This window comes from Candidatus Amarolinea dominans, assembly GCA_016719785.1.
GTDB classification, from domain to species: Bacteria; Chloroflexota; Anaerolineae; order SSC4; family Amarolineaceae; genus Amarolinea; species Amarolinea dominans.
This window is the reverse complement of record JADJYJ010000018.1, coordinates 80,384-102,193: the sequence shown is the minus strand read 5'-3', so window position 1 is coordinate 102,193 and position 21,810 is coordinate 80,384. Positions and strand designations below refer to the sequence as shown.

The window sequence follows — 21,810 nt, the reverse complement described above, 5'->3', positions numbered from 1 at the left end:
CCCCCCAGATAAATACCGCTACTAAACTCATGTCCCCTGATCCCAATTTCGATCTCATTTCCGATCCCGATGCGACGCCGGCACCTGCGGTCGTGCAGTTGACGCTGGCTGCGGCGCCGCCACAGGTGGAGCCGGCCGGGGTGGTGACTTACACGGTGGTCATCACCAACACCCTGGCCGACCGCGACCTGAGCGGGCTGGTGGTGAGCGACACCCTGCCGCTGGAGCTGGCCTACTGGCCGGCCGGCGAGGGGAATTTCAGCTACGTTGAGGCCGAACGCCGGCTGGAATGGGCCATCGGTCAACTGGCTGCGGGCGCGACGCTGACCGGCACGTTCCAGGCGCAGGCGCTGGCGGAGGTCAGCGGCCAGGTCATCACCAACACCGCGGCCCTGGTGGGCGCGGGAGTGCAGGCCAGTGCGGCGATCACAATCACCGCGGCGCCCTGCCTGGGCGAGGACTGTGCGCCGACGCCCACGGCCGAGCCGCCGACCGCCACGCCGACGGCCACGGAAGAACCACCGCCCTGCCAGGACGAGGAGTGTACGCCGACGCCGACGGCCACACCACCGCCCTGCCAGGATGATGAGGAGTGTACGCCAACGCCGACCGCCACCTGGACGCCGACGGCGACGCCAACGCCGACGGCCACACCGTCATCCTGCCAGGATGATGAGGGGTGTACGCCGACGCCGACGGCCACCTGGACGCCGGGGCCGGGGCTGGATGAGGTGTGGGCGATGCCTGACCAGGAGAGCCGGTTGCAGAGCCGCGATGGGCGGGTGGTGCTCACCATTCCGGCCGGAGCGGTCAGTACACCAACCATGCTGCGCTACACGCCGCACGAGAGCGATCCCGATCAGCCGGCGAATCTCGTTTTCTTGTTCGAGTTGAGCGCCACGGAGATCTCGGGGCTGCCGGTGACGCAGTTTGCGGTGGGGTTGACGCTGCGCTATCGCGATCCGGCAGCCGGCGATGAGCAAACACCCTGGCCGCCGGGCGCTTCGCTGTTCTTCCAGGATGCGGCCGACGGGCGTTGGGTGGTGTTGCCAACGAGCGTGGAACAGGAACAAAGACAACTAATCACTACGCTTTGACCCTCGACGGCATCACCCACGAATTGGAAGAACACGGCGGGTACTTCTACAGTGCGCAGGACCCCTTCCTGAAGATCCGCCGGCCGACCGCTTCCAACCCTGACTATCCGGTCATGGAGTATTTTGAATACAACAATCCCTTCGGGACGATCGATCTGCCGGCTACATCCGGGCTGTACAATCGAGACAACCTGGTCTGGGAGGTGACGACCGAAAGCGGCATCACCTATCACTTCGAGCCGGCGTTATACATACGCGACTGCAGCGGCGGCGACTGGGAGCCCGAGGAGATGCGGGTGGTGCATCGCTTCACCAAGTGGGTGTTGACCGAGGTGCGCGACACCACGCCAACGACGCCTAATCGTCTGACGTTCAGCTATGACTATGAAGGCACACGGCAGGCGGAGTCCCAGCCAGCAGACTGTTCGACCCGCAACTCCACCAATGATGAGCTCATCCAGGTGCGTGCGGTGCGGGTGAAGGAGATCAGCTATGGGCCAAACGGCGCCTTCAAGCTGAAGCTGACCTATCAGAACCGGGAGGACCGGGCCGAGCACTTCGACGAGACCGGCTACCAGGTTTTCTGGACACGGAAATACCTGCAGCGGGTGGAGGTAATGGCCAACAACACGCTGCTGCACAAACTGGTGTTGGGCATGACGACGTTCATCAACCCGACGGCGCCGTCGCAGAGCCGGCTGTACTTGAGCACGATCACGCGCTATGGAACCGGCAGCAGTGCGCTACCGCCAACCAGCTACACCTACGGCAGCGGCACGACGGATGGGCACATGGTGACGGTGAACAACGGCTACCAGGGACGGGTGGAGATTACGTACGGCGGTTCGAGCGGCGGAATGGTGGTGCAGCAGGAGTGGTGGCGCGGGGGCGGGAGCGATCCCGACATCGTGACGCAATACGTGTACGACAATAGCAGTTGGGATGATGAGGCGGGCGGGTTCGGTCAGGCGGAGGCCATCCAGGTGGGGAGCGGGGCCTTGATCGGCAGCGGTCAGCCGGACACGCGGCTGAAGCAATGGTTCCACACCACGACCAACCAGCACCGCTGGAAGGGCAGGTTGTACAAGACAGAGACGCGTGCAGGTTCCGGCGGCACTTTGCTGGCGCGCAGCGACCAGACCTGGAATGAGACCAGCGTGGGTACGCCGGGCGGGATGACTTTCGTCTATCCGCAAGACAAGACCGACTATGTGGCGGACCCGAACGGGACGAACCCGCCGCTGCGTTACACCAGGAGCGTCTTCACCTACGATGCGGCGTATGGCAATCTGCTGTTGACCCGGCTATACAGCGAGGCCGCGCCAACGATACCATACCGAACGATCAAGCGGGTCTATTCCCCACGCAATGACGGCACGACCTACATCGTCAATCGGGTGGCGGAGGAGAAGCTGTTCGCGGGGAGCGAAAGCGGGACATGCCAGGGGCAGACGCGCACCATCTACGACAACTACAGCGGCTATGCGGCGTACAACCAGGCGCCGACGGCCGGGCAGTTGAAGGAGGTGTGGCAGGCCAAGACCTGCGATAGCGCCAGCCAGGCCGACTGGGTGCGCAGCGTCGCCTACAGCTACGACCCGACCACCGGCAACCGCACGGACGAGACCAACGCGGCCGGCGCGACGACAACCACCACGTACGATGCGACCTTCAAGACCTACCCGATGACCCAGATCACCAGTCCTGGCGCGGGCGGCGGCGCGACGCTGACGACGACCACCACGCGCTACGGCATGAATGCGACGGCGGGGGGCAGCGGGCTGGTGGGACAGGTGCAGAGCGAGACCGACGCCAACGAGGCGGTCACGTTCTACACCTACGATACGTTTGGCCGGCTGACGGAGGTGCGTAAGCCGGGGGCGGGGTTCAGCAACCCGGCGACGGAGAAGATCGTCTACACGACGGACCAGGGGCTGTATGTGCAGCGACATTTGCTGCGCGATGACGGCAACGGCGACGCCAGTGCGAGTGCGACCTACCTGGAGGAGCGCACGTTCTACGATGGGTTGGGGCGTGTGCGGCAGGTGCAGAAGGAGTATAGCGGCAGCCAGTGGAGCCTGGTGAGCCAGCGTTACGATGGGTTGGGCAACCTGGCAGCCAGTTCGGCGCCCTACACAGCGACGGTGAGCGGAGTGACGTACCAGGCGGTGAACTGGAGTGGGCTGGCCGCGACGCAGTCAACGTCCGATCGGTTGGGGCGGGTGACGCGGGTGACGCAGGCGGATGGCAGCAAGACCTGTACGTTCTATCAGAATCGGCAGACCGCGGTGATTCGTGAGCAGAGCACGATCCAGGGCAACGATATCACCTACAGGTACTTGCAGGCGCTTACGGAGACCGATGCGTGGGGGCGGCTGGCGAGCGTCAAGGAGTATCTGGGGCAGGTGGGCAGCAACACGGTCACGTGCCCGACGCCGGCCTGGAATGCGAACGCGAACGGCCTGACGACCTACGCCTACGACGTGGCGGATCGGCTGGTGCAGATGACCGGGCCGGATGGGGCGGTGACCACGATCACGTACGATCTGTTGGGGCGCAAGATGAGCATGAACGATCCGGACATGGGTGCGTGGAGTTACACCTACGACACGGCCGGGAACCTGGTGGCGCAGACCGATGCGCGGAATGTCACGATAGGGTTTGGCTATGACGGACTGAACCGGCTGACGCAGAAATGGCAGAGCGGCAGCAGCAGCGGGATGGTGTTGGCCGATTACAGCTATGATGCGTCCGATGGGGCCACGCAGTTCGGCAAGGGGCGGCGCACCGGGATGAGGGCATATGTGGGCGGCGATGTCAACAACAGCGCGAGTTGGACATACGACAAGCGCGGCCGGGTGACGGCGGAAACGCACACGATTGATGGGGAGGCGTACACCCTCGGTTACACCTATGATTCGGCGGACCGGGTGCGGAGACTGATTTACCCCACCCAGAGTGCGGAGACGGTCAACCTGGCGTACACGACGCAGGGGCTGCCGGCGCGGATGTACAGCAGTGTGGATTATGTGCGCAGCGGGAATGCGGTGTATGATGAGGCCGGGAGGCTGACGCAGTTGAAGCTGGGCAAGCAGAGCAACAACAACAATCCGGTGGTGCAGATTGGCATCACCTACCATCCCTGGACAGCGAGCGGCGGACTGGGGCGCCTGCAGCAGGTCAAGGCAGGAACGTCGGCGAATGCCAGCAGTTTGCAGGACTTGACGTATGGCTACGATACGGCCGGCAATGTGCGCTGGATCGTGGATGCGCGCAACAACGGTCAGCGGCAGTGCTTCAGCTACGACGGGTTGGATCGGTTGTTGCGCGGCTTCACGGGTGATGCGATTTGCGCGGGCTACGACGATGGGACCGGGAGCTGGGTGTACGATGAGAGCTACAGCTACAACAACGCGGGGAACCTGATCAGCAAGACGGGGCAGGGGACGTACAGCTACGGAGTGGCGCAGGCGGGCAGTTGCCCGGAAGGTGCGTTGGTGAAGAAGCATGCGGTGGTAAGCACAAGCAACGGCAGCAGTTACTGTTACGATCAGAACGGCAACATGCGGAGGCGCACGATCGGGGGGAACACCTACACCCTGACGTATGATGACGAGAATCGCCTGGTCAGTGTCAGCGGGGCGGCGACCGCGAGCTTCGTGTATGACGCGGATGGGAACCGTGTCAAGAGCGTGATGAACGGGGAGACGGTCACCACGATCGGCAACCTGTACGAGAAGAAGGTGGCTGGCGGCGCGACGACGCACACGAAATACTACTATTTCAACGGTCAGCGGGTGGCCGTGCGCGTGGCGGGGGTGTTGTACTGGCTGTTGCGCGATCACCTGGGTAGCACGACGGTGACGGCCAATGGCGCCAGCGGTGTGCGCGAGGCGGAGTTGTGGTACAAGCCGTGGGGGGAGAGTCGCGGGACGCCCTATGAAGCGACGCCGACGAAGCGCCGCTTCACCGGGCAGGTGCTGGACGAGGTGGCGGGCGGGTTGTATTTCTATAACGCCAGATACTACGACCCGACGCTGGCGCGGTTCATCAGCGCGGATACGCTGATCCCCAATGCAGGAAATCCGCAGAATCTGAACAGATACAGCTATGCCCTGAATAATCCCACCGTTTTCGTTGATCCCTCAGGCTATGCGGCCTGCGCGGCCGGTGACGTAACCTGCTGGCAAGAAGAATGGCGTTGGAAAGACCGCTGGTACAAGGCGCACGGCCACACCGGCGGAAATTGGTTCGGCATTGCAGGCGATCCTGAATTCGAGGATGAGCAAATCCTGCGCGAGACCGTGGGCGAAGCCGGCATCACGATTCTGGGCGCCTGGGATTTTGCCACTCAACTCATCCCCATGGCCACCGGCATTGTGCGCTTCGGCAACAAGCTCAGCGGAGGATTGGCCCAACTGCAGAGGCTGCTCGGCGGCGGCGCCAGGATCAAACCAGGATCGTGTTCCGGGCACCCCTGTGCCTTGCCACCAGGTACCGACACTGTGAACATACCCAATACCGTACATGATGCCACCTGGCTCATGCACACCGTCGTGCATGAATTGGCGCATGTCATTGATTGGCATAGCAACATTCAGATCGGCACGATCACCATGTATGGTCAAACAGCGGTGACCTATGGACGTTTCTCCAGCGCCTGGAGTGAGCCCCCTCTGACCAAGTATGCCGCCGGTATCGGAGCAGGGGTCAGGGTCTATCCAGATTCGTGGGATATCTGGGCCGAAGCGGTGACAGTTTGGGTGTTTGGAAACGTGGGTGCCGGTGGCGTTTTCATCCCCACTTACGGAGCAGGTGATATCAAGTATCTAAAAGATCTCTACCTCTGCATTGAGCGTACAAATGGGTCGAATCCAGGCGCTTCTGGAGGGGTGGCGATGAAAGCAATATCTTGTCCTGTTTTCCTGCTTCTGGCGCTATCTCTTTCCTCCTGTAATGCCTTTTTCGCTCAAACTCCAAGCTGCAAACAAATGGTCAGCTCGGAATTGCGGACACAAATAGGTAGAGAGTTCACGGTGGATGATTTGCTGACGTGGATCAGCACTACTTATCAGATCCCGCGTGAAGACATTAGTGTTTTCTCGATAGGAGATGGTGATGAAGTATCGGTTTCTTGGAAGATCATGCAAGTTGAATATCAAGCTGATATTAGCGCCGCCAGATTGGACAGTGTTGCTCTCCGGTTTTTTCAGCCGATGAAACCAACAATCGCCGAGGTGATCGCTTGTTTTGGAGAACCTGATCTTTACAGCGCAAGATACGGATTGGTTAGCGTGGGCGGCCCACAACTCGATCTGGATCTGTTGTTTCCCACTCAAGGCATCTTTGCCTGGGGCACGATTTATTTCGAGATGAATACCAGGCAACCACCCGTTGTCACGCCGAACTTTCCCACTGCATCTCTTATATTTAAGCAGCCTGGCCCAGCAGACCAGTTTACCAGGTTTTTGTGTTGGGATTCCGGTTCAGAAGTTTGCCAAGAGATCGCAGCCAGCTATAGGCCATGGGTCAAGGACTGGGAAGCCATCCAAATAGGACCGCAAATCCAACAGTGATCTCTGTCTGATTGAGCATCAAATTGTGCTATGATGATGACACCTGGGTTCGACCAGCATCACGGCGAGCGAGAACGGCACGCCCGATGTCGGAGCTGCGCTACAAGCCCCTTCGGCAAGCTCAAGGCGAGCCTTACGATGCGGATGGCAATCGGGTGAAGGCCGACTTTGGCAGTAGCACAACCGTCTACATCGGCGCCTACTACGTGAAGACGACATCCGGCAGCAGCACGACGATCACGAAGTATTACCAGGCGGGCGGTCAGCGGATTGCGCTGCGCGTCAACGGGGTGGTGCGCTGGCTGGCGACGGATCACCTGGGTAGCACGGCGCTGACGGCAGACGGCACGAGTGGGGCGCGGCTGTCGGAGATTCGCTACAAGCCGTGGGGCGAGAGCCGCTACACCTTCGGCGCGACGCCGACGCAGCGGCGCTTCACCGGGCAGGTGCTGGACAACGTCGCGGGCGGGTTGTATTTCTACAATGCGAGATACTACGATCCGACGCTGGCGCGGTTTGCGCAGGCGGATACGCTGATCCCGAATGCAGGAAATCCGCAAAATCTGAACAGATACAGCTATGCCCTGAATAATTCTGTCAGGTTTAGCGACCCCAGCGGACACGCAGCGGTATGTGGCACAAGCGTAGATGGTGGTTGTGGTACCACGCCTCCCAGATCATCAAGGCCGGTGATAGTGCCGTTGCCGGCTCCAACACCACCGCTAGGTACGCCAACGCCAGGGCAAGTCACTGCCAATCAGGGAGGGACAGCGAATTCCTGGAGTTGGGATGCCTTGTTTTCACCAGACACGATGGTCACTTTATACAAGGGGGAGGGAGACATTCGCGATTATGCGTTTGGGTTCGTGAATACCAGGGAAGGATACTCAATCTACAAGGTTGTTGGCAGGAATGGTCAGGAATACTGGGTGGCGGCCGGTTCTGCTGCCGCATTGCGCAGAATTGGACTCAATCCCGGAGTGGCAAATAGCCCAGGCGCCATGAGCGCAATACGGACTGCGGGGCGAGGCGGCGATGGCCCTTTTCTCCTCGCTGGGGCTCTTGCGTCTGTTGGACCAAATCTGATTGCACATGCCAATCACGGCGATTTCTGGAGTTGGGAGACGGCTACCGATTTGATTGTTGATGGAGCCGGATGGCTTGTCTCTGACCTTGGTGGAGCAGCGATTGGAGTTGGAGCTCAGGTTGCTGCGCCCTGGGCGCCTGGGGTTGCAGTCATTTTGGGCGAAGTGGGGGGTTCCATAGGTCTCAGCCTGGCGTGGGATAATTGGATTGCTCCAGGTGCGAGAGCCCTGGTTCGATATCATTTGCCACATTGAGGTTGATTCATGGCGTACGCTTTGAGAACTGAAACCAAGAGGGTGCGATGCATCAACTAATCCAACGATTCATTGACCCACGACATGCGCGTTTCTCCGCATTATTCATGGGTATCATTAGCGGAATTTTCATGATTCCGATGGGACTTTCGCTGTTTGCTACTGCACCAACGATCGGTATAGTGCTTCCAACATGGATTTGGCTACTCTCTGTGATTGGAATTCCATTTGTTGGCATATTGTTGCATTTCAGCACACGACGACTTGTCCACATCAAGTGCTTCTTTGTCGTTCTCATGGTTCTTCTGAGCCTTACTTATGGTACCGTTGCTTGGTACGTTCTCACGTGGGGTATGGTCGACAGTTTTTCAATGATTGTGGGTTTTGGGATGCTTGTAGTTTTGTCTGTCGTAGGTCTACAAACATACGAGATCACTCTCAAATCTCCTGAACGCGAGAAAATGCCGCACGAAATCATCGGGATCCTTGATCAAACAACGGGAGTGATTGATCTTTCCACTGAGGCTTTTTCAGTGCAAACTCGCGCGAAGAATATAAAGAGATCAACAACACTTGCTCTGAGACTGGCACCTCTTGTCGGAGGAATTTCCTTGCTAATTGTACGATCTTTGCCTGTCACTGGCGATTTGATTCTGTTACTGGTTGTCGCTTTTGTGTTTACCACTATTGGTGCGATAGGCGCTGGAAGCAATTTGAGCTATATTGTGGCATCGAGACGCTGGGAACAAGAGCATGGCAAACCGATACTTGTCAAGAAAAACATGACTTCGTCATGATGCTCTTTGCTGTGAACCGATTACCTGATAGCGCCCGAAATCGGTGATGATCACGCGGCTATTACGGACGGAAGTTGCGCAATCAGCCGGGATTTCGACCACGAATCGCCATGAAAAGCCCCTGGAATTCGTGCCATTCGTGGCTGATTCTGCCCTGCAACGGCAACATGACCGGGCGCACGGTGGGCGGCGTGGCCTACACCCTGGTCTACGATGCGGAGAACCGCTTGCAGCAGGTGAAGCAGGGAAGCACGGCGCCTCTGGCTACACCTATGACGCGGACGGCAATCGGGTCAAGGCGGTGATTGGCAGCGACACGACGGTGTACGTAGGGACGATCTACGAGAAGAAGACGAGCGGCAGCAGCACGACGATCACGAAGTATTACCAGGCCGGCGGTCAGCGCATCGCACTGCGGGTCAACGGGGTGGTGCGCTGGCTGGCGACCGATCACCTCGGCAGCACGGCGCTGACAGTCAGCGAGACCGGCGGCCGGCTGTCGGAGATTCGCTACAAGCCGTGGGGGGAGAGTCGTGGCATTCCCTTCGGTGCGACGCCGACGCAGCGCCGCTTCACCGGGCAGGTGCTGGACGAGGTGGCGGGCGGGTTGTATTTCTACGATGAACCAGCTTTGAGCTTCACAGTGGGGGAGGGACTTTATGCTGGCAATGAATGGACTCCAACTGGAGGAAGGCAAACTACGGTGGGGATTGGATTTGGCGGCGCTGATCTTCAATTGCAGCAGAACCAGGTCATGATCGGACTCGTCAACCCGGCAGGAGTCGGCGGCGGTCGCATCGGGACACAGTTCAGTGCGCCCGGCGTGCGGGTTCTTGCAACTTCGCAGGCGTACCTGGTGGAAAAGGGCGGGGCAGACGCGCTCGGGAAAGACGCTTTTGGCCGTAGTGCTGCATTGGAATGGGAAAAGTGGATTCCGGGCGGCTACATTGGTAGTACATGGGTCAGCGGCGCGCGACAAGCGGCCGCCTGGGCCAATCAGTGGCCGATCAAGGTGGTGCCATGATGAGCCAGATATGGAGTTTCCGATGGCGCCCATGGCTCGGCCTGGCTGGATTGTTGTTGGTGTTACAAGCGGCGACTGCGTGTGTGGCGCCTCAAGGTCCGTTTGCGGGAACAACTCCCACGGAAACGCCCATCAATCGCATTGAGCGTGGTTTTATGGACGCTACTGACCTTCCGTTTGGATGGAGTCGGCAATCAAGCGGTGTTCCAAACGATCTGAAGGGTGGCATTGCCAGATATCGGGAGTGCCAAGGACCGCCGCGTTCGGCCATGCCGTTCGTCAGAGCCGGACAATCAATTGGCCTGTATGTTGATGAGGAGATTAGTCGTGATGCTTATGAGGAAGCGGTCGCCGCGATGATTCCAGTAGGCTATGCTGACAAATGGCCCTGGCCATTAGAGCTCAATTTCACAACGCATGCCGACCAGATTAGTATTGGGTGTAGCCCCCAGTGTGTTCAACGACATCAAGGCAATAACCTGTAGAATGACTGCACGATACGGTAATCTCTTAACGACGTTGGACGGTCAGGTCTTCAAAGATCGCTGGTTGACGATGGCGCAGTTCCGGCATCTGCTGGAGCGGGTGGACGCGAAGATGGAGGCAATACGGGAGCCGCAAGGAGAGGCAACCCCAACACCCGCACCGTAAAGTCAGTGGTGTGACGCCCGGGTCAAGGAGACCATCGGCCCGATTTTCGGCCACGAATTGCACGAATCGAAACGAAAAGGCCCTGGAATTCGTGAAAATTCGTGTAATTCGTGGCAAAGAAAGCCGGGCGCACAGTGGGCGGCGTGACCTACACGCTGGTCTACGATGCGGAGAACCGCTTGCAGCCGGTGAAGCAGGGGAGCACTGTCGTGGCCAGCTACATCTATGACGCGGACGGCAACCGGGTCAAGGAGACCATCAGCGGTACCTGTATACTTTCGTGGAATTCGTGGAATTCGTGGCAAAAAACGCCGCTGGGACCGGCGGGCAGCGTGTTGCCTTACCGGAGCGCCTGATAGAAAAGGATCCAACGCCAAGACGCCACGGCAGTCACTTCACCCTTTGCGTCTTGGCGTGAAATTTGAGGCCTATTGCGACCGGCATGCATCGCCGGGATTCGCTCATGCCGCGCCTTCGGCCCTGAGCTGCTCGATCTGTTCATCCGCATAGCCCAGGCTGCGCAGCACCTCGACCGTATGTTGGCCCAGGCTGGGCGGCGGCAGGCGATAGCTGACTGGGGTTTCGCTCAGATGCACCGGGTTGCCCACCGAACGCACCGGCCCAACTACTGGATGTTCTTGCTCTACGATCATGCCACGCGCCACCACCTGCGGGTCGTTGAGGGCTTCATCCACCTCGTTGATGGGGCCGCAGGGAATGTCCGCGGCGCGCAGCCGTTCCAGCCAGAAGCTGGCGTCTTGCGTGGCAAACACCTCGGCCAGCAGTGGAATCAAGTCGGCGCGGTGCTGCAGGCGATCCGAGTTCGTGCGGAAACGGGGGTCCTGGCCGACCGTCTGTTCGATTGCAAGCGTCTGGCAAAAGCGCTGCCACAGGCGTTCGCTGCCCACGGCCACCACCATGTGCTTGTCGCGCGCACGGAAGGACTGATAGGGGACGATCGTCGCATGGGTGTTGCCAATTTTGCTGGGCCGCTGACCGGTGGCGAAGTAGGCTCCGGCGACGTGCGTCAACCAGGAGACCTGGCCGTCGAGCAGGGCCATGTCCACCAGTTGACCGCGGCCGGTCTGTTCGCGCACCCGCAGCGCGGAGAGGATGCCGATGACGCTGTAGACGCCGCAGGTCGCATCACTCAGGGGGATGGGATAGCGCATCGGGCCTGAGCCTGGCTCGCCCGTCAGCGCCATGAGACCCGAACGCGCCTGCGCCACCACGTCATAGCCGCCCTGGCCGGCTTCGGGGCCGGTCAAGCCGAATCCACTGACGGCGCAGTAGACCAGGCGCGGGTTGATGGCCCACAGCGTGTCAGGGTCTGCGGCCAGCTTGCGCAGCGATTCCAGGCTGGGCTGGTTGACCACGAACACGTCGGCTGTGCGCACCAGTTGATGCAAAACAGCCTGCGCGGCGGGGTGTTTGAGGTTGAGGGTCATACTGCGCTTGTTGCGATTGGTGCTCAGGAAATAGGCGCTTTCCGTTCCCACATAGGGCGGCGCCCAGCCGCGTGACATATCACCGCTGCCAGGGCGCTCGATCTTCAGGACGTCCGCGCCCAGGTCTCCGAGCATCATGGCGCACAGGGGGCCGGCCAGCGCCTCGGTCATGTCGAGAACCTGGATGCCTTGCAGGACAGAGGCTTGTTCCACGAGAATCTCCTTACTCTGAGGGGGGTGGGGCAAGCCGGCGGCTTGCGTTACGATCGGGGTGGGGCAAGCCGGCGGCTTGCGTTACGATCGGCGCGCCGGCTCGAAGCGGCTGTGCGCGGGGGTCAGGATGTTTTGATAGGCCGCGAGGTTGCGGTCGCGCAAGTGATCGAAGATCATGGGGCTGGGCGTGCCATAAGTGATGAACTTGATCGGGTCGGGGTCCAGCTCGGCGAAGGCGACCTCTTCGGTGCCGCGGGCCTGCGCCAGCTTGTGCGCAATCGGGCTGACGATCATGCTGTGGCCGAAATAGTAGTTGCCTCCGGCGTCGGGGCCGACGGCATTGCACGACACCATGTAGACGTGATTATCGTAGGCGCGCGCGCGGTTGGTGAGTTCCCAGATTTCGAACGAGCGCAGCAGCGCGCTGGGGCGCACGATGACCTCCGCGCCCATGATCGCCTCAGCGCGGTAGAGTTCGGGAAAGTCGCCATCGTAGCAGATGGTGATGCCAATGGCGGCCAGGGGCGTTTGGATCACCACCGGCTCATGGCCGGGCGTTGACCAGCCGTTGCTGCAGCCCGCGCCGGGCGCAGCCGGCCCGTTGATCCGTTCCGTGGGGAAAAGATGAGTCTTGCGGTAAATACCGAGCACGTCGCCGTTTGGCCCCAGCAGCGCGGCCGAGTTGTAGACGACGCCCCGCTGCGGGCCGCGCTCATACGAGGGCAGCACCACGTAAGCGCCAACCGCTTGCGCGGCCTTTTGGATCGGCTCTGAGAGGCGACCGGGAATTTCATCCATGGCGTCCCAGAGTTCAAGCGGGCCTACGGTGGGGACGAAGCCGGTTGTCACCGTTTCGGGCAACACGATCAGTTGGGCGCCGGTTTGATCCGCGGCGCGCTGGACCCAAGCGCCGGCCTTGGCGATATTGGCCGTGGCATCCATCGGCGTGATGGCAAATTGCGCGCAGGCAGCCGTAAAACGTTGCATCATTCCTCCTACATGCTTTGGGGGCGGTTCCCGAGTTCGTGCAGCCGTTCCACCACGGCCAACGGCGCGTCCTCCAAGATGTGGATATGGCGATCTTCCCAGACCGCCTGCGCTGCCATTGACAGGCCAGGCGCCACGGCATAGGCAGCAGGCGTCAGCGCGCCGAAACGGCCCAGGGTGTTGGCCCACAGTTGCTTGAACGTGGGATCGGTCAGGTCTTGCCCCAGAATCAGCAGATGATGCTCCTCCAGAATGGCGCGCACACGGTCGAGCAGCGCCTTTTTCGCCGCATTCTCCCACAGTTGCAAGTGGTCATTTTCCGTTACCACCAGGGTGTCTGGCTGAGCCACCCAGCCGTAGAGTTGAATCAGGCTGACGGCGCGCGGCGTGCGCAAGGCCACCTGGCCGGCCTGCACCAAGTGATCGAAGGGGCGGCTGCCGGCGCGCAAGGCACGCGCCAGCAGGTCATCGTAGGCGGTGGCGATGAAATGGCTCACCGGCAAACTCGCCAGCAAGGCGTGCCACGACTGCGGGCCGTGGTCGGCGGCGCCCAACGTCCGCTGCAGGAAATCGGTGAATTCCCATCGCTGCCCGCGGCGGGCCAGGCGCTGCGCCACCTCAGCCAGGGGCAGACCGGTCGCCAGACCGTAGCGTTGCGCCAGGTCAGCGGCCAACGCCTGGCATGTGGGCACGCCGGTCAGGGTTTGCGGAACATCGCCGCCGACCCACAGGGCCAGGCTGCCGTCGGCCAGATGTTCGGCCAGGTCGGAAAACCATGGGAATGCACTCATGGCGCCTGCGCTCCCAACTGCCCGCCGAGCCAGCCAGGTTCCACAACCGCGGTCAGTGCAATGAACCCCAGAAAGAGCAGCAGAGCCGTGACGAAAAAGCCGTCACTGAAACGCCGTCCAAGTCGTTGGGCCAGGAGTCCGCCGGCGAACATGAGCAGATGCAGGAGCAGCAGCGTCACCATGCTGCTGGCAAAACAAAAGATCAAAATGAGGGCAAAATCAACCGCTTCAACCACGCCTAGATTAGGAATGTCCTCTGGGCGAAAGCTCTTGAGCCAGAAAATGGCATTGAGCAGACCAAATGCGGCGCCTATCGCGCGACCGTAGGCCACGATCAACGCGCTGCGTTGACGGCGCGCCACGGCGGTCGCAAACCAATCGGTCAGGGTCGCCCCCGCCAGGCCGATGATCAGCATGACGGCCGCATAGCGGGTTTGACTGCTGATGCTGGGCGCGACATTGAGCAGGGGTAGTCCAAAGCCGAGCACGGCCGCGGCCAGGAGGATGGCCCACCAGCCGCGTTCGGTCGCCAGCCGTGCGCCGCGCGCGATACGACTCACCGCACGCAAGGCCAGCGGCGCATTCGAACTGGCGGCCTGGGTCAGCATCACCTGCGCCAGTTCGCTGTGGAAATCGGCCATCGTGGGATAACGGGCCTCCGGCTGCGGCTGGCGCGCCTTCTCGATCACCAGGTCGAAGGCGTCGTCGAGTCCGGGGTGCAGCTCACTGGCGGGGACAAAGGCGCCCTGGCTGGGATTGCGCAGGGTGAGCATTTCGTAGAGCACGGTCGCGGCGGCGTAGACATCGGAGCGCACGTCGGGCAGCCGTCCTTCCACCTGTTCCGGTGCCATGTAGTCCACCGTGCCGCTGACCAGGTTGGTGGTGGACTGCTGACCGGGCGCCAGGGAGCGGGCCAGGCCAAAATCAATCAGCTTGACCTGATCGTCCGCCAGGAAGATGTTGGAGGGCTTGAGGTCCCGATGGACGATGCCGCGTGCATGGGTGTAGGTCAGCGCGGCGCATACCTGGCCGATGAGCCGGTAGGCGCGGTCAAGCGACACTGGTTGATTGTCAGATTTGGCGTTGCGCAGCGCCTCCTTGAGCGTTTCTCCGGCCAGAAAGGGCATGACGATGTAGTAGTTGCCCCGGTACTCACCGAAATCGAGCAGCTTGACGATGCCGGGGTGATCGAGTGTACGCAGGGTGTTGGCCTCACGCCGAAAACCGGCCAGCAGCCGCTCGGTCTGCGCCTGCGACCGCTGTAAAACCTTGACCGCGACCGGCTGCTGTTGCTCCGTGTCCCAGGCTTTGTAAACCACGCCGACGCCGCCGATGCCCTGGATGGCCTCGATGCGGTAGCGCGGCGGTAAGATGGCGAGGTTCGGCTGCAGTGTCACCGCACGTTGGTAAGCCTCCAGGCTGGCCGGTAAGTCGCCGAGCGCCAGGTAGACATAATGCAAATTGTGATGTGCTTCGGCCAAATCAGGCGCGGCGGCCAGCGCCTGTTGGTAATAGGCGGCCGCGCGCTTGTAGTTCTGCCGGGCGTACTCCAGGTTGCCGCTGCGCAGCCAGGTCGCGGCCGAGGATTGCGCCGGATCGAAGGCGCGCGCCAGGCGCTCATAAGCTGCGCGCATGGCCTGGATGTCACGCAACTGCTCTTCGCTAAGCAATGGCACATCGGTCTGGTCAACCAACGTGGCGATGCCGATCTGGTTCATGATGTTATCAAGCGCCGCACCCTGCCGTGTCAGCTCATCCACGGTCAGGCGCGGTGCATCAGACATCTGCGCCGGTTCAACCAGGTCAAATGGCTGGCCGCGCAGGGCAGCCACAGCCTCTGCCAGCTCGCGCAGGAACGCGCCCGGCTCCTGGGTGATGACCGCGATGCCGTTGGTCTCGAACGCGGCGATGTCATCCTCACGGCCCAGCGACTGCACGGCGAAGGCGGGCGGGGTGAATTCCCGTTGTGAGAGGCGAATGGCCTCGTACAGGCGCACGAAGAGGTCGCCAGGCGCCGGCGCGTAGCCGATCAGGAGCAGGGGGCGTTCACGCAGGGCCACTTTGAGGCGGTCGAGCAGGCCCTGGAACTTGGGCCGGCTGAGGACCTCGGCCTGATCGGTTTGGGTGATGACCAGGTCGCCGGGGTCGTCGAACGTGGTCAGGTTGCCGTGGGGCTGGTAGAGCAGGACGCGGGTTTCATCCACAGCGGCCTGCCAGGTGGGGCGCAGCAGGTCGAAAGGCACGCGCTGCTCACGCAGCGCCTCTGCCAGCAGGGAATCCCAGCCGCCGCTGATGATGACCCGAAAGGGCAGCCGGGCGATGTCACGATGCAGCGGCAGCGGGCGCAGCGCCGGCGCGTGGATGCGCGCGCGCAGGAATTGGATCAACGCCTGGCGTCCGCGGCGCTCTTCGAAGACCTGCGCCATCTGCGGAAATGAGACGTAACGGCCGCGGTAGGCCACGGCCGTCGCCATTTCATCCGCCAACTGACCGCTGGTGGGCAGGCCCTGGAAACGGCTGTCCGATTCGCCGCTGTCCGGGCCGACGAACAGCACGCAGCGCCCTTCGCTCACATAGCGCGCGACCCGTTCGATGAACGCGGCGTGCTCAGTTGTTTCTAAGGCGGGGGCATTCGCGCGCTCTGAAAAGGCAGATTTGTCGTCCAAAGACCCTCACAAGCAAATTGACAGCCGCAACTTCGGATTCCTGGTCGGCCGGCGGATCACTGTTGACCGGCGCACCCAGCAAGGGCACATTGCGCACGTCAGGCAGGTAGTATTTGACCGCGGGCGAGAGGCGCAGCTCGACGCGCGACAGCGTGATCGGCTGGCCGTCGTTGGTTCCGACCTGCGGATCGCTGGCGAACAGGATGTCATACATCAGGTAGGCGTCGGCGGGCAGCGACGGCGCGGGTTTCGTCAGTTCCGCATCCCGGTAGACCTCTTCGATCGTTTCGCTGAAGACCACGGCGACGCCGATCAGGCCGGCCTGGGCGATTTCTGTCAGCGGCGCACGGGCCGGGGCCGCCAGTGGCGCCTTGCCGCTCTTCAGCGGGTCATATTCAGGCGGCGGCTTCGCATCCAGGCCGTCCCTGTTGATCGGCGCCACCAGGATGGACGGTTCGCACGCCTCGAACTTGCCTTCTGCGACAGCATCCGCGCAGCGCTCCAGGTTGTTGACCCCTTCGATGTCGAACATACCCCGCTCGATGGCGAACAGTTCCGGCGAGACGCCCAGCCCAACGGCCGCTTCCGCCAGCACGTTTTGGAACTCCACGGGCAGCGGGGTGCGCTGGCGGCCGCAGACCTGCAAGGCGTCCCATGCCAGGCACATCTGCTCGCTGCTGATGAGGGCGAAGGGCTGCGCCATGACCAGATCGCTCTTGAAGGTGCGCAGATCGGCCTGCGCCTTGGGCTCGCCCGCCTGGCCGAAGAAGTTGAGCAGCTTGCCGTTGGGGCCAAGCGCCAGGACGTAGACCCCCGGCGCCAGGTAATCGGACGGCAGATCGGCCGCCGCCGGGGTGACGTAGAGCACGCCCAGCACCTGGTTGTCGAGCGCGCCGCTGAGCGCCATGTCCACGCTGCGCAGGGCCTCGGGGATGATGAACACGTTGAGCAGGTAGATGGCGCCCCGGCCAGGCTCCGTGTAGACGGTCGTGCGCTCCGGCGCCCAAGCGCCGTCCAACTTCAATGTTCTGGCTTTGGCGATCTGCTGCGCCTGCTCGATGACCTCGTCCGGCAGCAGGATGGGCGGGAGTGCGAGCGGCGTAACGGCAGCGGGCGGCGCCGGCGTGGGCGTGTCGGTTGGCCGTGCAACCGTAGGCGACACCCGCGTGGGGATGTCGGTGGGAGCAAGGGTCGGGGTTTCAAGCGAACAGGCTGTCAGCAACACAGCGGTCAGCGCGACGAACAACAGAGAGATCAACCACCGTCCGGGGTGGGAGAAAAGACTGCGTTGAATCATGAGCTTCCTCCTTCGTGACAATAGGTATCCGTCTTTTCCTTGAGCCGCCTCAGCAGGCGATACTCGCCAATCCAATCAGCATAATCAAGCGATTCTTCGAACTCGTCGTCTTCATAACGCTGCACGAACTCTGCACTCGTCATTCTATGCAGACCCTCGAAGTGTTTTAGCCGACGCTCGGTTTGCCAAATGGCATCTTCGAGAATTGGCCTCATTGGTTTTCGCCCCAAAGATCTTCCAGGCGTCTGCGACCAGCGTCAAGCGCCTGGCGCTCCAAGAAGCGTTTGATAGTCGGCCAGGCCACGCGTTGGATCATCTGGGGCATCGGGGTGGTTTCCGCATCGGTGAAGTAGGTCAAAGCGCGGATCGCACTGACGGCAAAGGTGCGCACTCGCGCGTACTTCACTGATGCAACTTCGAATAACTGCTCAAGCGGTACTTGCTGCAAGATGAAATAGAGGTCAATGTAGTCCTTACGCGTGCCGCGCGACATAATAGCGGCGAGTTTCATGGCGCCGATCTCTTCGATGGTGGCAATTGGCACACCGTCGAGCAAATACGGCGTCTGCGCCAGCGGGTAGAGTGCCAGGCGAAAGAAGCTAACGCCAACTCCGCGCCAGTTCGCCACAAAGGTCATGTCTTTATCAAAGCTGATGGTGAGAGTGGGATCGTCAAAAGCCGCGCGCAGCACCGCCCGTTCATCAGGTCCAACCGCATCAGGAGCGGATGTGAAAAAATCGAGATCAACTGAAAAGCGATGGCCCAGGTAGAGCGCCAAACCGGTGCCGCCGGCCAGGTAGAATCGCTCGATGAAGGGCAGCCCGGCCGCTATCTTGAAGGCATGTCGGGTTTCTGGCGTCAACGCCTGCCAATAAGGCGCTAGAAGGGCCATACTTGTCTGGCCTCCTGGGCAAAAGGTCGGTGACGCCAACGTCGCAGATCCAGCAGTTTGCGCCAGTAGGTGAACGTCGCGGCCGAAAGCATACGCTCGCCGTGCAGGCGGACGAACTCACGGATGCGTGTGCGGCCATAAACGGTCATCAGCCAGCGAATTTCCTCCCAGGTGCCGTGTTCGAGCGTACGTTGAACGATCAGATCGGCATCCTGCTCGTAGTTGAGTTGACGCGGATCATACTCCTGGAAGTACGGCCACAACCCACTCGGAATGCTGGCGTCCATAATGACGTTCTCCCATGCTCCAATGCTACGTCTGTCAGATGACGGAGTCTGCTTGACATTCGATAGACACAGTGTACCCGGCAGCAGGCGCTACGTCAAGTGCGTTGGCTTGCCTTCGAACGCGCCCGCTCGCGCCCCCTCGCGCCCCCTCGCGCCCCCTCGCGCCCCCCTCGCCCCCCCTCGCCCCCTCGCCCCCCTCGCCCCCCTCGCGCCCCCCTCGCCCCCCTCGCCCCCTCGCGCCCCCTCCCCCCTCGCCTCGGCCATCCGCCGTCTGGCGCGATCCGCGGTGACTCTGCGGCCCCGCCTCCGTCAAATGAGATCAAATGAGATGACCGATCACCGTTCTGAGTTCGAAAAACCGCTGGGAGGCCCACCATGCATCATTTGTACGAAACAGCCGGCACCTTGACCCTGATGGGGTCAGGGGAAATGACGACGACGATGGTTCATGTTCACCGGCACATCATGGATGGTATCAAGGGCACGGTGGCGCCGGTTTTCATTGATACACCGGCCAACTTCGAGTTGAATGTGGACAGCATCTCGCAGCGCGCCGTGGAATACTTTGCCACCCACTTTGGCCTGACTCTGGACACCATCTCGTTTCCAACCGCCCACTATCCGACCCCCATCGAGATGGAAGCGGTGCTAGCGCAAGCTGCGCCGGGCCAACTACCTGTTTGCCGGGCCGGGCAGCCCCACCTACGCGGTGCGCTCCTGGCGCAATACGGCCGTCTTCGAAACGATGGCCGGCAAGCTGGCCTTCGGCAGCCACCTGATTCTGGCCAGCGCCGCGGTCACCGCCATGGGGCGTTTTACCCTGCCGGTCTACGAAATCTACAAGGTCGGTCTCGAACTGCACTGGACCGACGGGCTGGATCTCCTGGGCCGTTACGGGCTGGACCTGGCCGTCGTCCCGCACTGGAACAACAGCAGCGGCGAGACCCATGACACCTCGCGTTGTTTCATGGGCGAGGCGCGTCTGCGCAAGCTCGAGCAGATGCTGCCGCCCACCCTCGTGATCCTGGGCATTGACGAATTCACCGCCTGCGTCATGGAGCCGGCCGGCCAGTGCTGCCGCGTCTTCGGTCAGGGCGCAGTCACCATCCGCACCCTGGCCGGTGCGGCCGATCGGGTCTTCAGAAGCGGCGAAACCTTCTCCTTCGACGAGCTGCGCCACCAGGGCAGCCATCGCCGCCCGGCCGCGGACAGTCTGCCGCCCACGGACCCCTCCGCGATGCTCTACCACCAAACCAGCGAAGTTGCCAGCGTCTTTCGTCACGCGTTGATCGAAGAGCGCAACCCGGCCAGCGCGGTGGGCTATCTTCATGCCCTGCAGGAGGCAATTCAAACCGGCAGGCGCAGCAGCCTGCATGAAGCCGTCTTGCCTGAGATCGAGCGGTTGGTGCGTGAGATGCTGGCGCTGCTGGCTATCTGGCTGGAAGGGGCCAATCAGCGCGGTTTCGCGGCCGCGCCGTTGATCTCAGACCTGGTGACGCTGCGTCAGACGCTGCGCAAGGACAGCCAGTGGGCGCTGGCCGACCAGGTTCGCACCATGCTGGATGGCCACAACGTCGTCGTGGAAGACTCTCGCGACGGCAGCAGTTGGCGCTGGGCGCAGTGAGCGACCGGCGACTCAGCGCCGCAGATGGGCCGCAAAGAAAGCCCGGCTTCGTTCGATGAAAAGGTCATCGCTGCGACCGCTGAAGATGTGCCCCTGGCCCGCGTAAGTGAAGCATTCCACCGTTTTGCCCAACTGCTGCAAACGCTCGCACAGGTCCGCGGCGATGGGCAGGGGAATGCCGGCATCCTCCCCGCCGTGGTGAATGCTGACCGCGCTCTGCACGCGTTCTAAATGAAAGAGCGGCGAAATCTCATGCACGATCTCCGGCGGCGTATGGTATTCCACCGCACCCCGCTTACCGCCGCTGGCCCGATAGACATAATCGAAATTGCGCTGCTCGTCCCCGCTCAACGCGGCGTAGAGCAGCGTGGCCTGCACAACCGGGCTGATGGTCATCACCCGCAGGGCCAATCCACCGCCCAGGCTGTGGCCCCACAGCCCAATGCGCTGCGGATCGGCCGCGGCCAGCAGCCCCGGCTGCCCGCCCTGCGCCTGGACGATCGCAATCAGGTTCAGGATGTCCGCGGTCATGCCGGTACGGAACACATCCGGCCCCTCGTCCGAAGGCGGGAAATTGCGCAGATTGGGATGGATGACGATATACCCGGCGCGCGCCAGGGCATCGGCGTAGCGCGTGGTGTAGCTCAGGATGCCGTACTGCGACGGCTCGACATAACCATGAAGGGCGATGATGACCGGGAATGGCCCCGGCCCCGGCGGCACGTTGATGAAGCCGTAGATGGTCAGCCCGTCGCTCGGATAGGTGATGAGGGTGCGCGTAAAACCGGTCGGCGTGTCCACCTGGCCGCGATCGGTCAACGTTCCACCGCCGTAAGCGCGGCCGGCCATCTCAGCAATCGTCCAGCCGGTGGCCTGGCCAGGCGTCAGGACGGCCGGCGGCGCGCTGGTTGACGTTGGCGAGGGGATGGCCGTTGGCGTCTCCGTGGCGCTGGCGGTGGGACTGGGCGTGGCGGTCGGCGCAGGCGTTGCCGTGGCGCTGGCAGTCGGTGTGGGAACGGCCGTCGCTGTGAACGACGCCGGCGAGGCGCAAGGATGATCTCCACCGTCGCGAGTGCGCCGGTCGGCGTCATTTGGTTGGCCTGGCGCGCGTTGGCCGCGG

Annotated in this window: 17 protein-coding genes; 9 read left to right on the top strand and 8 right to left on the bottom strand. The window is 61.9% G+C overall.

All coding sequences use genetic code 11. The annotated features are described in order from the left end of the window. Positions 1–29 precede the first annotated feature (29 nt). From IPM84_18310 to IPM84_18275, 8 genes are all read left to right on the top strand, one after another. Positions 30–1,097: a DUF11 domain-containing protein gene (locus IPM84_18310; GenBank protein MBK9094681.1), complete on the top strand. Its 1,068-nt coding sequence runs from the start codon at positions 30–32 to the stop codon at positions 1,095–1,097. Beyond that, positions 1,094–6,673: a hypothetical protein gene (locus IPM84_18305; protein MBK9094680.1), complete on the top strand. Its 5,580-nt coding sequence runs from the start codon at positions 1,094–1,096 to the stop codon at positions 6,671–6,673. The genes IPM84_18310 and IPM84_18305 overlap by 4 nt, the downstream gene beginning before the upstream one ends. Before the next feature lie 86 nt (positions 6,674–6,759). Next, positions 6,760–8,013, top strand: coding sequence for an RHS repeat-associated core domain-containing protein (locus IPM84_18300; protein ID MBK9094679.1), 1,254 nt, complete (start codon positions 6,760–6,762; stop codon positions 8,011–8,013). A 47-nt stretch (positions 8,014–8,060) separates the two neighbouring features. Next, positions 8,061–8,810, top strand: coding sequence for a hypothetical protein (locus tag IPM84_18295; protein ID MBK9094678.1), 750 nt, complete (start codon positions 8,061–8,063; stop codon positions 8,808–8,810). Positions 8,811–8,949: 139 nt separating this feature from the next. Further along, positions 8,950–9,834, top strand: a complete 885-nt coding sequence (locus IPM84_18290) for an SLAP domain-containing protein (GenBank protein ID MBK9094677.1) — start codon at positions 8,950–8,952, stop codon at positions 9,832–9,834. Beyond that, positions 9,831–10,319 carry a hypothetical protein gene (locus IPM84_18285; protein ID MBK9094676.1) on the top strand — a complete coding sequence of 163 codons (489 nt, stop codon included), beginning with the start codon at positions 9,831–9,833 and terminating at the stop codon, positions 10,317–10,319. The genes IPM84_18290 and IPM84_18285 overlap by 4 nt, the downstream gene beginning before the upstream one ends. Position 10,320: 1 nt before the next feature. Beyond that, positions 10,321–10,485, top strand: a complete 165-nt coding sequence (locus IPM84_18280) for a hypothetical protein (GenBank protein ID MBK9094675.1) — start codon at positions 10,321–10,323, stop codon at positions 10,483–10,485. Positions 10,486–10,595: 110 nt separating this feature from the next. Then, a complete protein-coding gene (locus tag IPM84_18275; protein ID MBK9094674.1) occupies positions 10,596–10,841 on the top strand; it encodes a hypothetical protein in 246 nt (81 codons plus the stop codon). A 105-nt stretch (positions 10,842–10,946) separates the two neighbouring features. Here IPM84_18275 and IPM84_18270 read toward each other — a convergent pair whose 3' ends face one another. The 7 genes from IPM84_18270 to IPM84_18240 form a co-directional block, all read right to left on the bottom strand. After that, entirely contained in the window at positions 10,947–12,104 is a 1,158-nt protein-coding gene (locus tag IPM84_18270) for a CoA transferase (GenBank protein ID MBK9094673.1), read from the bottom strand. 123 nt (positions 12,105–12,227) lie between these two features. After that, entirely contained in the window at positions 12,228–13,133 is a 906-nt protein-coding gene (locus tag IPM84_18265; protein ID MBK9094672.1) for a carbon-nitrogen hydrolase family protein, read from the bottom strand. A gap of 8 nt (positions 13,134–13,141) precedes the next feature. After that, on the bottom strand, positions 13,142–13,924 hold the full coding sequence (locus IPM84_18260) for an SIR2 family protein (protein ID MBK9094671.1): 783 nt from the start codon (positions 13,922–13,924) through the stop codon (positions 13,142–13,144). Next, positions 13,921–16,590: a protein kinase gene (locus IPM84_18255; GenBank protein ID MBK9094670.1), complete on the bottom strand. Its 2,670-nt coding sequence runs from the start codon at positions 16,588–16,590 to the stop codon at positions 13,921–13,923. The genes IPM84_18260 and IPM84_18255 overlap by 4 nt, the downstream gene beginning before the upstream one ends. Beyond that, positions 16,532–17,887 carry a hypothetical protein gene (locus IPM84_18250; GenBank protein MBK9094669.1) on the bottom strand — a complete coding sequence of 452 codons (1,356 nt, stop codon included), beginning with the start codon at positions 17,885–17,887 and terminating at the stop codon, positions 16,532–16,534. Before IPM84_18250 ends, IPM84_18255 begins: the two co-directional genes overlap by 59 nt. A 211-nt stretch (positions 17,888–18,098) precedes the next feature. After that, positions 18,099–18,779, bottom strand: a complete 681-nt coding sequence (locus tag IPM84_18245) for a nucleotidyl transferase AbiEii/AbiGii toxin family protein (GenBank protein MBK9094668.1) — start codon at positions 18,777–18,779, stop codon at positions 18,099–18,101. Further along, positions 18,767–19,066: a hypothetical protein gene (locus IPM84_18240; protein ID MBK9094667.1), complete on the bottom strand. Its 300-nt coding sequence runs from the start codon at positions 19,064–19,066 to the stop codon at positions 18,767–18,769. The genes IPM84_18245 and IPM84_18240 overlap by 13 nt, the downstream gene beginning before the upstream one ends. Positions 19,067–19,775: 709 nt before the next feature. Between IPM84_18240 and IPM84_18235 the strand changes: the two genes are divergently transcribed. Continuing rightward, a complete protein-coding gene (locus IPM84_18235) occupies positions 19,776–20,690 on the top strand; it encodes a hypothetical protein (GenBank protein ID MBK9094666.1) in 915 nt (304 codons plus the stop codon). 12 nt (positions 20,691–20,702) lie between these two features. Here IPM84_18235 and IPM84_18230 read toward each other — a convergent pair whose 3' ends face one another. Beyond that, on the bottom strand, positions 20,703–21,539 hold the full coding sequence (locus IPM84_18230) for an alpha/beta fold hydrolase (GenBank protein ID MBK9094665.1): 837 nt from the start codon (positions 21,537–21,539) through the stop codon (positions 20,703–20,705). Positions 21,540–21,810: the final 271 nt, after the last annotated feature.

Excerpts from the sequence above, each read along its gene's own strand:
- IPM84_18295 (MBK9094678.1), top strand. The coding sequence starts at position 8,061 with ATGCATCAACTAATCCAACGATTCATTGACCCACGACATGCGCGTTTC.
- IPM84_18230 (MBK9094665.1), bottom strand. The coding sequence starts at position 21,539 with ATGGCCGGCCGCGCTTACGGCGGTGGAACGTTGACCGATCGCGGCCAG.
- IPM84_18260 (MBK9094671.1), bottom strand. The coding sequence starts at position 13,924 with ATGAGTGCATTCCCATGGTTTTCCGACCTGGCCGAACATCTGGCCGAC.
- IPM84_18285 (MBK9094676.1), top strand. The coding sequence starts at position 9,831 with ATGATGAGCCAGATATGGAGTTTCCGATGGCGCCCATGGCTCGGCCTG.
- IPM84_18265 (MBK9094672.1), bottom strand. The coding sequence starts at position 13,133 with ATGCAACGTTTTACGGCTGCCTGCGCGCAATTTGCCATCACGCCGATG.
- IPM84_18300 (MBK9094679.1), top strand. The coding sequence starts at position 6,760 with ATGTCGGAGCTGCGCTACAAGCCCCTTCGGCAAGCTCAAGGCGAGCCT.
- IPM84_18250 (MBK9094669.1), bottom strand. The coding sequence starts at position 17,887 with ATGATTCAACGCAGTCTTTTCTCCCACCCCGGACGGTGGTTGATCTCT.
- IPM84_18280 (MBK9094675.1), top strand. The coding sequence starts at position 10,321 with ATGACTGCACGATACGGTAATCTCTTAACGACGTTGGACGGTCAGGTC.
- IPM84_18245 (MBK9094668.1), bottom strand. The coding sequence starts at position 18,779 with ATGGCCCTTCTAGCGCCTTATTGGCAGGCGTTGACGCCAGAAACCCGA.
- IPM84_18310 (MBK9094681.1), top strand. The coding sequence starts at position 30 with ATGTCCCCTGATCCCAATTTCGATCTCATTTCCGATCCCGATGCGACG.
- IPM84_18240 (MBK9094667.1), bottom strand. The coding sequence starts at position 19,066 with ATGGACGCCAGCATTCCGAGTGGGTTGTGGCCGTACTTCCAGGAGTAT.
- IPM84_18270 (MBK9094673.1), bottom strand. The coding sequence starts at position 12,104 with ATGACCGAGGCGCTGGCCGGCCCCCTGTGCGCCATGATGCTCGGAGAC.